13 protein-coding genes and 1 tRNA gene are annotated in these 14,708 nt (G+C 54.9%); 13 read left to right on the top strand and 1 reads right to left on the bottom strand.

Features of this window, described 5'->3' with window-relative positions:
• Positions 1–76, top strand: a tRNA-Gly gene (locus AC2LB6_RS07295).
• A 350-nt stretch (positions 77–426) separates the two neighbouring features.
• On the opposite strand, the gene queG is transcribed toward AC2LB6_RS07295, so the two are convergent.
• Entirely contained in the window at positions 427–1,566 is a 1,140-nt protein-coding gene (queG, locus tag AC2LB6_RS07290) for a tRNA epoxyqueuosine(34) reductase QueG (RefSeq protein WP_490092999.1), read from the bottom strand.
• Here queG and nnr point away from each other — a divergent pair.
• From nnr to nsrR, 12 genes are all read left to right on the top strand, one after another.
• Complete coding sequence (nnr, locus tag AC2LB6_RS07285; protein ID WP_490092998.1) at positions 1,565–3,085, top strand: bifunctional ADP-dependent NAD(P)H-hydrate dehydratase/NAD(P)H-hydrate epimerase; 1,521 nt, start codon at positions 1,565–1,567, stop codon at positions 3,083–3,085. The genes queG and nnr overlap by 2 nt on opposite strands.
• Entirely contained in the window at positions 3,082–3,558 is a 477-nt protein-coding gene (tsaE, locus tag AC2LB6_RS07280) for a tRNA (adenosine(37)-N6)-threonylcarbamoyltransferase complex ATPase subunit type 1 TsaE (protein WP_490092997.1), read from the top strand. The genes nnr and tsaE overlap by 4 nt, the downstream gene beginning before the upstream one ends.
• Positions 3,555–5,225, top strand: a complete 1,671-nt coding sequence (gene amiB, locus AC2LB6_RS07275) for an N-acetylmuramoyl-L-alanine amidase AmiB (RefSeq protein ID WP_490092996.1) — start codon at positions 3,555–3,557, stop codon at positions 5,223–5,225. Before tsaE ends, amiB begins: the two co-directional genes overlap by 4 nt.
• A gap of 46 nt (positions 5,226–5,271) precedes the next feature.
• Entirely contained in the window at positions 5,272–7,137 is a 1,866-nt protein-coding gene (gene mutL / locus AC2LB6_RS07270) for a DNA mismatch repair endonuclease MutL (RefSeq protein WP_490092995.1), read from the top strand.
• Positions 7,130–8,080: a tRNA (adenosine(37)-N6)-dimethylallyltransferase MiaA gene (miaA, locus tag AC2LB6_RS07265; protein WP_090966225.1), complete on the top strand. Its 951-nt coding sequence runs from the start codon at positions 7,130–7,132 to the stop codon at positions 8,078–8,080. The genes mutL and miaA overlap by 8 nt, the downstream gene beginning before the upstream one ends.
• A 102-nt stretch (positions 8,081–8,182) precedes the next feature.
• The gene (hfq, locus tag AC2LB6_RS07260) at positions 8,183–8,494 is read left to right on the top strand and encodes an RNA chaperone Hfq (protein ID WP_010256116.1); all 312 of its coding nucleotides are present in this window, start codon (positions 8,183–8,185) and stop codon (positions 8,492–8,494) included.
• A gap of 72 nt (positions 8,495–8,566) precedes the next feature.
• Positions 8,567–9,847, top strand: coding sequence for a ribosome rescue GTPase HflX (gene hflX, locus AC2LB6_RS07255; RefSeq protein WP_090966223.1), 1,281 nt, complete (start codon positions 8,567–8,569; stop codon positions 9,845–9,847).
• A gap of 226 nt (positions 9,848–10,073) precedes the next feature.
• Positions 10,074–11,312 carry an FtsH protease activity modulator HflK gene (gene hflK / locus AC2LB6_RS07250; protein ID WP_490092994.1) on the top strand — a complete coding sequence of 413 codons (1,239 nt, stop codon included), beginning with the start codon at positions 10,074–10,076 and terminating at the stop codon, positions 11,310–11,312.
• A gap of 3 nt (positions 11,313–11,315) precedes the next feature.
• Positions 11,316–12,320 (top strand): protease modulator HflC, encoded by a 1,005-nt coding sequence (gene hflC, locus AC2LB6_RS07245; RefSeq protein ID WP_490092993.1) that lies wholly within the window; start codon positions 11,316–11,318, stop codon positions 12,318–12,320.
• 57 nt (positions 12,321–12,377) lie between these two features.
• Entirely contained in the window at positions 12,378–12,578 is a 201-nt protein-coding gene (locus tag AC2LB6_RS07240) for a DUF2065 domain-containing protein (RefSeq protein ID WP_490092992.1), read from the top strand.
• Positions 12,579–12,743: 165 nt separating this feature from the next.
• The gene (locus tag AC2LB6_RS07235; RefSeq protein ID WP_136197349.1) at positions 12,744–14,042 is read left to right on the top strand and encodes an adenylosuccinate synthase; all 1,299 of its coding nucleotides are present in this window, start codon (positions 12,744–12,746) and stop codon (positions 14,040–14,042) included.
• Positions 14,043–14,260: 218 nt separating this feature from the next.
• A complete protein-coding gene (gene nsrR / locus AC2LB6_RS07230; protein ID WP_490092991.1) occupies positions 14,261–14,704 on the top strand; it encodes a nitric oxide-sensing transcriptional repressor NsrR in 444 nt (147 codons plus the stop codon).
• Positions 14,705–14,708 lie beyond the last annotated feature (4 nt).

The following is a 14,708-nucleotide window of genomic DNA, read 5'->3' as shown; positions in this document are numbered from 1 at the left end:
GCGGGAATAGCTCAGTTGGTAGAGCACGACCTTGCCAAGGTCGGGGTCGCGAGTTCGAGTCTCGTTTCCCGCTCCAGTTTTAACATCACCCCTGTATCAGTCCGTTTTACGGCAGTTTAGGTTGCGTGATTTTTGATTGTTTCCTGAAGGTTATCCACAGCACGATACCCCATCATCTGCGCCCGTTACGGCGATCTGTAAATTGTTTTTGAACAGAGTTATCCACAGCCTTGTTCTTTAACCGAAGCGATAGCCTCATTATTAAATAAACACAACTTTTACATAAGCTGTTGATATTTATATCCATGAAAATATTTCAATTTGTTATTTCGCAGTAAAATCAGCGTTGTTGCAGTTGAATGACAACAGCTTTTTATTTTTATTCACAGCATGTGGAAAACGATAATATGCGCCAGGGCTGGTCAATCACGCATCACGCGGCAAACCCTTCTCTACTGCACGGACTAGCCGCTTCTGCTGGGCAGGCTGCACTTCAACCACGAGTTGCTTGCGTTTCTGCTGCTGCTGCGTAATTGCCCACAGAATATGTTCATCCAGTAGTTCGCTCTCACCCAGTCGCTGTTCCAGCACCTGAACAACTTCGGGTGACCAGGGTGCATTACCCAGCGCGACGGCAATATTACGCAGCCAGCGTAAATGACCAATGCGGCGAATCGCTGAACCTTCAGTGATGCGTAAAAACTTTGCTTCATCCCACTGAAACAGATCGACCAGCTCCGGCGCATGTAACGCGGCTCGCGGTGAAAAGTCACTTTCGTCACTGAGTTGTCCATAGCGATTCCACGGACATATGAGCTGGCAGTCATCACAGCCATAAATCCGGTTGCCCATCAGCGGACGAAACTCTTCCGGGATAGCACCTTCCAGCTCAATGGTGAGATAGGAGATACAGCGCCGGGCATCGACGACGTAAGGCTCAACGATAGCGCTGGTGGGGCAGATGGTCATGCAGGCGACACAGCGACCACACTGCTCCTCCTGCGGGGTATCTAACGGCAGCGGAATATCGATCAGCAGTTCGCCAAGGAAAAACCAGGAGCCGGCTTCCCGGTTCAGTATCAGCGAATGTTTGCCAGTCCAGCCGAGTCCCGCTTTGGCCGCCAGCGGTCGCTCAAGCAGCGGTGCTGAATCCACAAACGGTCGGAAATTCAACTCGCCACAGTGCTGCTGGATCATTTCTCCGAGCTTTTTCAGTCGATTGCGTAATACTTTGTGGTAATCACGACCTAATGCATAACGGCTGACATAGCCCAGTTGGGGATTTTTCAGCGTGCTGGCAAAGGCAGCTTTGGCCGGAAGGTAGTTCATGCGAACGCTGATGACGCGCAGCGTGCCGGGTAGCAGCTCATGAGGGCGCGCCCGCATCATGCCGTGTCGCGCCATCCACTCCATCTCGCCATGATACTGCTTGTCCAGCCACGCCTGCAGGCGCGGCTCTTCTGCACTGAGATCGGTATCGGTGATGCCGACCTGCTGAAAGCCGAGATCCAATCCCCACTGTTTAATCTGTTGTGCGAGCTGATGAAGATCGAGAGGGTATGACATGAGTGACCAGGATTCGAAGAAAAACAGCCGAAGTTTACCATATTCTGTCTGGCCTGCGCAGGCCGTGGCGCAGCTTGAGCAACAGGGAGCCGATACGCTTGGGATTACGCTGTATGAACTAATGCTGCGTGCCGGACAGGCCGCTTACGAGCATCTGAATGCGCACTGGCCTGAGGCCAGCCACTGGCTGATTCTGTGCGGTCACGGCAACAATGGTGGCGATGGCTACGTGCTGGCGCGGCTGGGGCAGGCGGCTGGGAAAACCGTTACGCTGCTGGCGTGCGAAAGTGAAAAAGCATTGCCGGAAGAGGCGCAGCGTGCGCGGGAGACATGGCTGGATGCGGGCGGTGAAATTCATGCAGCCGATGCAGCCTGGCCAGAGCAGATCGATGTGATTGTCGATGCGCTGCTGGGAACCGGCAGCAATCGTGCGCCCAAAGAACCCTATGCCACCCTGATCCAGCAGGCAAATGCCCATGCAGCACCGATACTCGCCATCGATATGCCTTCCGGCTTATCCGCCCGCAACGGCACTGCGCCAGGCGAGGTGATTAATGCCAGTCATACGCTAAGTGTGGTCGCACTGAAACCGGGTCAGATCACCGGCAAGGCGCGAGACTATATCGGAAAGCTTTACTATGCCGATCTCGGCCTTGCCGCTTTTCTGGCGGGCGAAGCGGCGCCCATCGCGCGATACGATGCCAGCGCATTAACCCGCTGGCTAAAACCGCGTAAACCGACCTCGCACAAGGGAAGTCACGGCCGGCTGCTGGTCGTCGGGGGCGATGCCGGTACCGCTGGCGCAGTGCGAATGACCGCAGAGGCTGCGCTACGCAGCGGCAGTGGGTTAGTGCGAGTACTTACTCACAAAGATAATATTATTCCGATTCTTACCGCCCGACCCGAAGTTATGGTCGATGAACTGACTGATGAACGGCTGACGCAGGCGCTGGAGTGGGCCGATGTTATCGCGATTGGGCCTGGTCTGGGTCAGCGGGAATGGGGAAAGCGAGCGCTAAAGCAGGTCGCGGGCAGTGAAAAGCCGATGCTTTGGGACGCGGATGCGCTTAACCTGCTGGCAATCAGTGCTGAGAAACGTCAGAATCGCATTATTACGCCGCATCCTGGCGAAGCGGCGCGTTTGCTGAATATCGAGACCAGTGAAATTGAGAGTGACCGCTTACATGCAGCGCAAACATTGGCGCAGCGTTATGGTGGCGTGGTGGTTTTGAAAGGTGCCGGTACGCTGATTGCCAGCGAGCAGGGCGAAATGGCCTTTGCGGATGTGGGCAATGCCGGTATGGCCTCTGGCGGTATGGGCGATCTCCTGAGTGGTATTATCGCCTCGCTGGTGGGTCAGAAACTGACGCTGTTTGATGCGGCCTGTGCTGGATGCGTGGCTCATGGTGCAGCGGCCGATGCCGTGGCTGCAGAACGCGGTACACGCGGTATGCTCGCAACTGATTTACTGGATCTGCTGTGGCAGTTTGTTAATCCTGAGATGAATAAAGAAGCATGAAGACCTGTGTTATCTCTTTGCCCGATGAGGCGGCTACGCTCAGTTTGGGCGCTCAGCTGGCGCGCGCCTGTGGCAGCGCGGCAGTGATTTATCTCTATGGCGATCTGGGGGCGGGTAAAACCACCTTCAGCCGCGGCTTTCTGCAGGCGCTGGGCCATCAGGGCAACGTGAAAAGTCCCACTTACACCCTTGTTGAGCCTTACACGCTGAACGACCGTACGCTCTATCACTTCGATCTCTATCGCCTTGCCGATCCCGAAGAGCTTGAGTTCATGGGTATCCGTGACTACTTCAGCGGCGATGCCATCTGTCTGGTGGAATGGCCGCAGCAGGGAGCCGGTTTTCTGCCGTCGCCCGATCTCACCTTAACGCTGCGTTATGTGGGTGAGGCGCGTGAAGCGGAGCTGACGGCACAATCCCCGTCGGGACAGCAATCGCTTGAACACGTTGATCAGGGCAGGGATCAGGCATGATATCACGGATGAAAATAGCGCTCGTATCCTTGTTGCTGCTGGTCTGTACGCCCCTTTTTGCCGCCACCCTGTCCGATATCAAAGTGGCCAATGGCGACAGTCAGGCCACCATCACCCTGAACTTTGCCGGACAGCCGGTCTATGCGTTCTTCCCTCTGCACAACCCAAATCGTGTCGTGCTTGATGTGCGCCAGAGCGGCGTGGTTCAGGGGTTACCGCTTAACTTCAGCGGCGAAAATATCGTAAAGCGGATTCGTACCAGCACGCCTAAAGATAAACAGAGCGTGCGGCTGGTGTTTGAACTGACACAGGCGGGGAAAACCCGGGCGGCCACCCAGCGCAATGGCAACAGCTACAGCGTGGTCTTCACCATTACCGGTAAGGCGCCTGCTATTACGCGCAGTGTGCCTGCGCCGGTCTCGGCCCCGAGGCCTGTGCCAACCCAGAGTGCCGACGCGATTAACCCGTTTAATTCCAATCCAGTGACGTCCGTGACCAGCACCGCCAGCACCGTGCGTCCTGGTCGTGCGATCAGCCAGAATGACACCGTGATTGTGGCGATTGATGCCGGACATGGCGGCCAGGATCCGGGCGCTATCGGGCAACGCGGACTAAAAGAGAAGAACGTCACGATTGCGATTGCCCGTAAACTGCGGGTGCTGCTGAACAACGATCCGATGTTCAAAGGCGTGCTGACGCGTGATGGCGACTATTTTATCTCAGTCATGGGCCGCTCCGATGTGGCGCGTAAAGCCAATGCCAATGTACTGGTGTCGATTCACGCTGACGCCGCGCCGAGTCATGCGGCGACCGGTGCATCGGTCTGGGTATTATCCAACCGTCGCGCGAATAACGAGATGGCTAACTGGCTCGAGCAGAAAGAGAAACAGTCTGAGCTGCTGGGCGGCGCAGGGGACCTGCTGGCGAACAGTCAGGCCGACCCTTACCTCAGCCAGGCGGTACTTGACCTGCAGTTTGGTCACTCGCAGCGTGTTGGTTATGACATCGCCCAGAAAGTATTGCAGCAGCTGCGCAGCGTAACGTCGCTGCATAAGCGTCTGCCTGAGCATGCCAGCCTTGGCGTGCTGCGTTCACCGGATATTCCTTCTTTGCTGGTGGAAACCGGCTTTATCAGTAATTCCTCGGAGGAGCGACTGCTTGGCAGTAGCGCACACCAGGATAAGATTGCGCAGTCGATCTACAGAGGTCTGCGCACTTATTTCCTGGCGCACCCGCTACAATCCATCCCAAAGGAGGAAAACCGGCCGCTGGGCTCGTCGCCAGTGGTCAGCGTAGCCAGTAATCCGGCGACCGGCGTGACGCAGTATACTGGTGTCACCCAGCGTCATACGGTGGCGCGAGGTGAGACACTCTCCGGCATTGCCGCGAAGTATGGCGTCAGCATGGACACCCTGCGTGAAATGAACACGCTGAAACGGGATGTGGTCTGGGTCGGACAGCGGCTGAAAGTTCCGGCCAGTGCGTCTGCCAGTCGGACCACGCGCGCCGCGCCACGCGGTATGGTGCGCCATAAAGTTGTGGTCGGTGATTCGCTGACCGGCATTGCCGCCCACTACGGCGTCAGCCCAAAAGCGATAATGCAGACCAATAACCTGAAGTCGACCAACGTCATGTTGGGGCAGAACCTGAAAATTCCTGCATCCTGATTGTTTGCCCGGCCGTTGTGCCGGGCTGCCAGCTAAAAGGAAAACCATGCCGATTCAAATTTTACCGCCCCAGCTGGCAAACCAGATTGCGGCGGGTGAAGTGGTTGAGCGTCCTGCATCGGTTGTCAAAGAGCTGGTGGAGAACAGCCTGGATGCGGGCGCAACACGCATTGACGTGGATATTGAAAAGGGCGGCGCAAAGCTCATCCGCATCCGTGATAACGGCTGCGGTATCGTGAAAAGTGAGCTGTCGATGGCGCTGGCCCGACACGCCACCAGTAAAATAGCCTCACTCGATGACCTGGAAGCAATTATGAGCCTGGGTTTTCGTGGTGAAGCGCTGGCCAGTATCAGTTCTGTCTCTCGCCTGACCTTAACCTCACGGACCGCCGATCAAACCGAAGCCTGGCAGGCTTATGCGGAAGGGCGTGATATGACGGTGGCGGTTAAACCGGCGGCGCATCCCTGTGGTACCACGCTGGAAGTGCTGGATCTCTTTTACAACACTCCGGCACGCCGTAAATTCATGCGCACTGAGAAAACCGAGTTCGGTCATATCGACGAAGTGATCCGTCGTATTGCACTGGCGCGTTTTGACGTTGCGATTTCGCTGAGCCACAACGGCAAGATGATGCGCCAGTATCGGGCCGTCAGCGAGGAGAGCCAGCGCGAACGGCGTCTGGCGGCGATCTGCGGCACTACCTTTATGCAGCATGCGCTGCGAATCGACTGGCAGCATGACGACCTCTCGCTGCGCGGCTGGGTCGCCGATCCGGCCGGTTCGCGTCAGGTCACCGATCTGCAATATTGCTACGTCAATGGCCGTATGATGCGTGACAAGCTGATCAACCACGCTATCCGCCAGGCGTTTCAGACCCAGCTTCAGGATGACCAGCAGCCCGCTTACGTGCTCTATCTGGAGATCGATCCGCATCAGGTGGATGTCAACGTTCACCCGGCAAAGCATGAAGTGCGTTTTCATCAGTCACGCCTGGTGCATGATTTTATTTATCAGGGAGTGGTCAGCGCCCTTCAGGCGATGGCGTCAACCACCTTGCCCGCGCTGCAGGCCGAAGAACCCGCGCCGCGCTGGCAGCCAGAAAATCGTCAGGCGGCCGGGGGAAATCATTTTGCCCAGCCTGCGGCGTCCGCCAGTGAGCGAAAACCCTCAGCGCCCGCGCGTGAAACGCAGCCCGCAGCGGCACCCGCCTGGCAGAACAAAGAGAATGTTTATCGTCAGCGTGAAGGCGCGGTTTATCAGCAGCTTCTGAAAACCCCCGTCAGCGCCACACCGCCACTTAAAGCCCGCGAGCCGGCAACGCCTCTGGCCGACAGGCCCTCGCCGCTGGCCGCGCATGCACAGAGTTTTGGTCGGGTGCTGACGGTGTTGCACAATCACTATGCGCTGCTGGAGCAGGAACAGAAGTTAATGCTGATGGCGCTGCCGGTTGCGGCGCGCTGGCTGAAACAGGCGCAGCTTGAACCGGGTGAAGAGGGACTTAAACCGCAGCCGCTGCTCATTCCGGTACGGCTGAAAATCGCCCTGGATGAACGACAAGCAGCGAAAGAAAATAGCAGCCTGCTCAATCAGATGGGTATCGATCTCCAGAGCGACGGCGACCACGTGACCCTGCGCGCGGTGCCTTTACCGTTACGAACACAAAATTTACAAATCTTGATTCCTGAGCTGTTAGGCTATCTCGCCCGGCAGCAGGATAACTCTGCGACGCAACTGGCCCAGTGGCTGGCGCGGCGTCAGGAAACAGAGTTCTCCGACTGGAATCACTCACAGGCGATCAACCTGCTGGCAGAGCTTGAACGGCTTTGCCCACAGCTGCTGAAATCGCCGCCTTCAGGCTTATTACAGCCCATAGAGATTGAGAGCGCGGTTAACGCGTTGAAGCATGAGTGAACTAAACCAGGCTGGCCGGCCAAAGGCTATTTTTTTGATGGGACCCACGGCTTCTGGCAAGACTGCTTTAGCCATTGAGTTGCGTAAGCAGTTACCAGTTGAACTAATCAGCGTTGATTCTGCCTTAATCTATCGTCAGATGGATATTGGCACGGCGAAACCGTCGGCTGAGGAGTTAGCAGTGGCGCCCCATCGTCTGCTCGACATCCGCGATCCCGCCGAAGCCTATTCGGCAGCGGAGTTCCGGCGGGATGCTTTAGCAGAAATGGCGGAAATCGTTGAAGCCGGACGAATACCGTTGCTTGTTGGTGGAACCATGCTCTACTTCAAGGCGTTACTTGAAGGATTGTCGCCGTTGCCCTCGGCCGATCCCGACGTTCGTCAGCAGATAGAGCAAACGGCGCGTGAAAAAGGCTGGGATGCTTTACACCGCCAGCTGTGTGAAATCGACCCGGTTGCCGGCAGTCGTATTCATCCGAATGATCCGCAGAGACTTTCGCGAGCACTGGAAGTTTTTTTTATTTCGGGTAAAACTTTAACGGAACTGACAAAAACATCCGGTGAAGCGTTACCCTACGACGTGCACCAGTTTGCCATCGCCCCCGCGAGCCGTGAATTGCTGCATCAGCGCATCGCGTTGCGTTTTGAGCAGATGTTGGCGTCAGGATTTGAAGCGGAGTCTCGGGCCCTTTTTGCACGAGGTGATTTGCATACGGACATGCCTTCCATTCGTTGTGTCGGCTATCGTCAGATGTGGTCTTATTTATCGGGCGAAATCGATTACAGCGAGATGGTTTATCGGGGAATTTGCGCAACCCGGCAGCTTGCTAAGCGGCAGATGACCTGGTTACGCGGTTGGGAAAATGTTCACTGGCTTGACAGTGACGAGCCCCGGCTGGCGCGTGATACAGTGTTACAGGTTCTTAGTGCGAAGCATGGGTGATTGTGTACAATTGATGGGTTATCGTGCGCAAATTTTTACGCAGTTTTTTCGAACCATAGGTTCTACTAGCAACAAACAACAAGCATATAAGGAAAAGATAGAATGGCTAAGGGGCAATCATTACAAGACCCGTTTTTGAACGCACTGCGTCGTGAACGTGTTCCGGTTTCGATTTATCTGGTTAACGGTATTAAGCTGCAGGGTCAGATTGAGTCATTTGATCAGTTCGTAATTTTGTTGAAAAACACGGTAAGTCAGATGGTTTATAAGCACGCCATTTCTACCGTTGTTCCTTCGCGCCCGGTTTCTCACCATAGCAATAATACCGGTGGCGGCAGCAACAATTACCATCATGGCGGCAGCAACACGACTGCACAGCCACAGCCACAACAAGACGGTGATAACGCAGAATAACGCGTCACCGTACAGCCAGGAACGGAGAACAAAGGTTTTCCGTCCTGGTCTTTTATTTAGCGAGGTTATAGCTTGTTTGACCGTTATGAAGCCGGTGAGCAGGCCGTACTGGTACACATCTGGTTCTCCCAAGACAAAGAAGTAGAAGATTTGCAGGAGTTCGAAACCCTGGTCTCTTCTGCTGGCGTTGAGGCGCTGCAAGTGGTTACTGGCAGCCGTAAAGCGCCACATCCCAAGTATTTTGTCGGTGAAGGAAAGGCCGTTGAAATTGCCGATGCGGTAAAAACAACTGGAGCATCGGTCGTATTATTCGATCATGCCCTTACGCCCGCTCAGGAAAGAAACCTCGAGCGCCTGTGCGAATGCCGGGTCATTGATCGCACCGGTTTAATCCTGGATATCTTTGCCCAACGCGCACGTACCCACGAAGGTAAATTGCAGGTTGAGCTGGCACAGCTACGCCACCTTGCGACACGTCTGGTACGCGGCTGGACTCACCTTGAACGCCAGAAAGGCGGGATCGGTTTACGTGGTCCGGGTGAAACGCAGTTAGAAACAGACCGTCGCCTGTTGCGCGGACGTATCAGCCAGATTTTGTCTCGTCTTGAGCGGGTTGAGAAACAGCGTGAGCAGGGACGTCAGTCTCGTGCAAAAGCGGACGTGCCAACGGTTTCGCTGGTGGGGTACACCAACGCCGGTAAATCGACCCTCTTTAACGCCATGACCTCTGCCAACGTCTTTGCCGCAGACCAGCTGTTTGCGACACTCGATCCCACACTGCGTCGTCTGAATGTTGCCGATGTCGGGGACGTGGTGCTGGCGGATACGGTCGGCTTTATTCGCCATCTTCCTCACGATCTGGTTGCCGCTTTTAAAGCCACGCTGCAGGAGACACGTCAGGCGACGCTGTTAATGCACGTGATCGATGGCGCTGACCTGCGCGTCACAGAAAATATCGCAGCCGTGGATGCCGTACTGGAAGAGATTGAAGCAGACGAAATCCCGACGTTACTGGTGATGAATAAAATCGATATGCTCGACGGATTCGAACCGCGTATCGATCGTAACGAAGAGAATCTGCCGATTCGTGTCTGGCTTTCCGCCCAGACCGGTGTTGGCGTTCCGTTGTTATGGCAGGCGCTTTCAGAGCGTCTTGCGGGTGAAATTGCCCAGCACGCGTTACGTCTGCCACCGGAAGCGGGGCGTCTTCGCAGCCGTTTCTATCAGTTGCAGGCGATTGAGAAAGAGTGGAATGAAGAAGACGGCAGTGTAGGATTGCAGATACGTATGCCCATCATTGAGTGGATGCGTTTATGTAAGCAGGAACCGTCGCTGACCAGTTACATTGTTTGATATTGCCCAACGCATTTACCTTAAAAATTGAAGATTGTCGCATTTTCGTTGCATGCCCTAATACGCAGGATTTACCGGAGTATTTCGGATTTCAGCAAGGCGGCAACTGAGTGAATCCCCGGGAGCTTACGTAGGTAAGTGACTGGGGTAAGCGAAGGCAGCCAACACCGCTGCAATCCGAAAGATGAAGGGTAAAAATCGTAATTACAATAAATGGAGTAGAAACATGGCGTGGAATCAGCCCGGAAATAACGGACAGGACCGCGACCCGTGGGGAAGCAGCAATAATCAAGGCGGCAACTCTGGGGGGAATAAGGGAGGACGGGAATCCGGGCCTCCTGATCTGGATGATATCTTCCGTAAGCTGAGCAAGAAGCTTGGTGGACTGGGCGGTGGCAAACAGAGCGACAACGGTCAGCGCGGCTCCGGCAGCGGTGGCAAAATTGTTGGCATCGTGGCTGTTGCTGCTGTAGTCATCTGGGCTGCAAGCGGTTTCTACACTATCAAGGAAGCAGAACGTGGCGTGGTGACGCGCTTCGGTAAGTTCAGTCACCTGGTCGAACCGGGTCTGAACTGGAAGCCGACGTTCATTGATCAGGTGCGTGCGGTTAACGTTGAATCGGTGCGTGAACTGGCCGCTTCTGGCGTCATGCTGACCTCGGATGAGAACGTTGTGCGCGTCGAAATGAACGTGCAGTACCGCGTGACCGATCCTGAACGTTATCTCTATGCTGTAACCAGCGCAGATGACAGCCTGCGTCAGGCGACTGACAGCGCGCTGCGTGGTGTTATTGGTCGCTCTACCATGGACCGCATTCTGACTGAAGGCCGTACCGTGGTGCGTAGCGAAACCCAGCGTGAAATCGACGAGACAATTCGTCCTTACAACATGGGTGTCGCGGTAGTGGACGTCAACTTCCAGGCTGCCCGTCCGCCGGAAGAGGTTAAGTCTGCGTTTGATGACGCGATTGCTGCACGTGAAAACCGTGAGCAGTACGTCCGTGAAGCAGAAGCTTACGCCAACGAAGTTCAGCCTCGTGCTAACGGTAGGGCGCAACGTATTCTGGAAGAGGCGCGCGCGTACAAAGAGCGTACCGTTCTGGAAGCGCAGGGTGAAGTGGCGCGTTTCGCCAAGATTCTGCCGGAATATAAAGCCGCACCTGAAATCACCAAAGAGCGTCTTTATATCGAAACCATGGAGCGTGTGCTGAGCCATACCCGCAAAGTCCTGGTTAACGATCGGGGTAACAACCTGATGGTGCTGCCGCTGGATCAACTGATGCGTGGCACGCAGGCTGCACCGGGTCAGAGCGGCCAGAAGGGCAGTAACAGTTCTTCGCTGCCGGCTATGTCCGATCGCAGCGCCAGCCGCAATGACACGTCGTCATACAGTCCGGACAACATCATGGATCAGCGTCGGGCAAATGCTCAGCGCAGCGACAGCCAGCGCGAAGGGAGAGAGTAATCGATGCGTAAGCCAATAGTATTTTTGATCATTATCGTGCTGGTGGCGCTCTATGCGTCGCTGTTTGTGGTGCAGGAAGGTGAGCGAGGCATTGTTCTGCGCTTCGGTAAAGTCCTGCGCGATGGCGAAAACAAACCGCAGGTATTCGCGCCGGGACTGCATTTTAAGATCCCATTCCTGGAAACGGTTAAAACGCTGGATGCACGCATTCAGACCATGGATAACCAGGCCGATCGCTTCGTCACTAAAGAGAAGAAAGATCTGATCGTGGACTCCTACATTAAGTGGCGTATCAGCGACTTCAGTCGCTACTACCTGGCGACGGGTGGCGGTGATGTCTCTCAGGCGGAAGTGCTGCTGAAACGTAAGTTCAGTGACCGCTTACGTTCTGAAATGGGTCGTCTGGATGTGAAAGATATCGTAACGGACTCACGTGGTCGCCTGACGACTGATGTACGTGACGCGCTGAACACCGGTTCAGCAGGCAGCGATGATGAAATCGCAACTCCTGCGGCGGATGACGCCATTGCCAGCGCAGCGGCCCGTGTCGAGCGTGAAACCAACAGCAGCGAGCCAGCACCGAATCCGAACAGTATGGCGGCATTAGGTATTCAGGTAATGGATGTGCGTATCAAGCAGATCAACCTGCCGACCGAAGTGTCCGATGCGATCTTCAACCGTATGCGTGCTGAGCGTGAAGCAGTAGCACGTAGCCAGCGTTCGCAGGGTCAGGAAGAGGCAGAAAAACTGCGTGCTCAGGCCGATTACCAGGTCACCCGTACTCTGGCTGAAGCCCAGCGTGAAGCGCTGATTACACGCGGTGACGGTGATGCGGAAACGGCGCGGTTGTTTGCCGATTCGTTCAGCAAAGATCCGGACTTCTACGCCTTTATTCGTAGCCTGCGTGCCTATGAAAACAGCTTCAATAGCGATCAGGATGTGATGGTGTTAAGCCCGGATAGCGACTTCTTCCGATATATGAAGGCGCCCTCTAACGCGACCCGTTAAGAACTGATATAACCTGTGGGCCGACAATGTTGTCGGCCCTTTTTTTTGGGTATCAGAATGAAAACAAGCATCTGGATGGCGCTGGCGCTGGTATTAGTGCTGGAAGGGTTGGGACCGATGTTTATGCCGCGCGCCTGGCGACGCATGATCCTGACGATGACCCGCTTACCCGATCGCCTGCTGCACCGCTTTGGTGGAGGACTGGTGGTGGCTGGCATGGTGATTTACTGCATGCTCAGCCTGCGCGGCAACCTCTGAACCCAGATTCAGACCGGCTAAATTGTGCCTCGTCGCGCCATTATCCCCAACATGTTGTAGTGATCAAAACTCAGGCAAAAAAGCGCGCAATCGTATGCTAAAAGTGCTGAAAACCATGGGATCAGATGGTAGAATCCTTTTTTAAGCAATCGGTGATTTTGAGAAATGGGTAAGAACGTCGTCGTACTGGGCACCCAATGGGGTGACGAAGGTAAAGGTAAGATTGTAGACCTTCTGACTGAGCGCGCGAATTACGTTGTGCGTTATCAAGGCGGCCACAATGCGGGCCACACGCTTGTCATCAACGGTGAAAAAACCGTTCTCCACCTGATCCCTTCTGGCATTCTGCGCGATAACGTCACCAGCATCATTGGTAACGGCGTAGTGCTCTCTCCTGAAGCCTTAATGAAAGAGATGAAAGGCCTGGAAGCGCGCGGGATTCCGGTACGTGAACGTCTGCTGATTTCTGAAGCCTGTCCATTGATCCTGCAATATCACGTTGCGATGGATATGGCACGTGAACGTGCCCGTGGTGCCAAAGCGATTGGTACTACCGGACGTGGCATCGGCCCTGCTTATGAAGATAAAGTCGCTCGCCGTGCACTGCGCGTCAGCGACCTTTTTAACAAAGAAACCTTTGCTGCCAAGCTGAAAGAAGTCGTCGATTTCTACAACTTCCAGCTGGTGGAGTACTACAAAGAGCCAGCTGTCGATTTCGATAAAGTGCTGAATGATGTGATGGAAGTCGCTGACATCCTCACTGGCATGGTGGTTGACGTCTCTGAACTGCTGGATGTCGCGCGTAAGCGTGGCGATCTGATTATGTTCGAAGGCGCGCAGGGTACATTGCTGGATATCGATCACGGTACCTATCCGTACGTGACCTCATCCAACACCACCGCAGGTGGCGTCGCAACAGGTTCAGGTATTGGCCCGCGTTATGTCGACTACGTGCTGGGTATTGTGAAAGCTTACTCAACCCGCGTTGGCGCAGGCCCGTTCCCGACCGAGCTGTTCGATGAAACCGGCGAATTCCTCTGTGCGCAGGGTAATGAGTTTGGTGCGACCACCGGTCGTCGTCGTCGTACCGGCTGGCTGGATGCGGTGGCGGTTCGCCGCGCGGTCCAGATCAACTCCCTGTCAGGTTTCTGCATGACCAAGCTGGACGTGCTGGATGGCCTGAAAGAGGTGAAGATCTGTGTGGCTTATCGTATGCCTGATGGCCGCGAAGTGACCACCACGCCACTGGCGGCAGAGAACTGGGAAGGCATTGAGCCGATCTACGAAACCCTGCCAGGCTGGAGCGAGACAACGTTTGGCGTCAAGACGCTGGAAGGTTTGCCTCAGGCTGCGCGTGACTACATCAAGCGTGTGGAAGAGGTAACGGGTGTGCCGATTGATATCATCTCAACCGGCCCTGATCGTAGTGAAACAATGATTCTGCGCGACCCGTTCGACGCGTAATCATTCAGGCCGGACGCTGTCCGGCCCTTGTTTTTCCATTCTTTGATGCCACTTAACCTCCCTTCGCTTGTCAAACCTTCTGCTGGCTTAAAAAAGCGCACGGCCAGACAGACTCTGGTTTATCATCGTAGCTAATCGAATGGCGATCCGATTTAATCCTGGCATCAATCACAGGGCGAATAAGGTCATGCCGCGCCTGAAGGTTCACTGAGGTTACTGTGCAGCTCACGAGTTTTACTGATTATGGCTTACGGGCACTGATTTATCTGGCATCGTTGCCGGAAGGTCAGCAGACCAATATTACGGAAGTGACGAACACTTATGGTTTGTCCCGTAATCATATGGTCAAAATCATCAATCAGCTGAGCCGGGCGGGCTATGTCGCCGCAACGCGTGGTAAAAACGGGGGCATTCGTCTGGGTATGCCAGCTCGTCAGATTGTCATTGGCGATGTGGTACGTCAGATGGAACCACTACAATTAGTGGATTGTGCGTCCTGTTCCATCACGCCAGCCTGTCGTCTGAAGCAGGCGTTACATGATGCGGTGCAGCGATTTTTGCAGGAGCTGGATAGCTATACGTTGGCAGATCTGGTCGAAGGAAATACACCACTTTATGAGATCATCTTGTCCAGATCGCCGGTGGAAATAAATATTAAATGACATC

Source organism: Pantoea sp. RCC30.1, assembly GCF_058148845.1.
The sequence above is the reverse complement of the archived record's forward strand: the minus strand, read 5'-3'. Positions and strand labels throughout refer to the sequence as shown.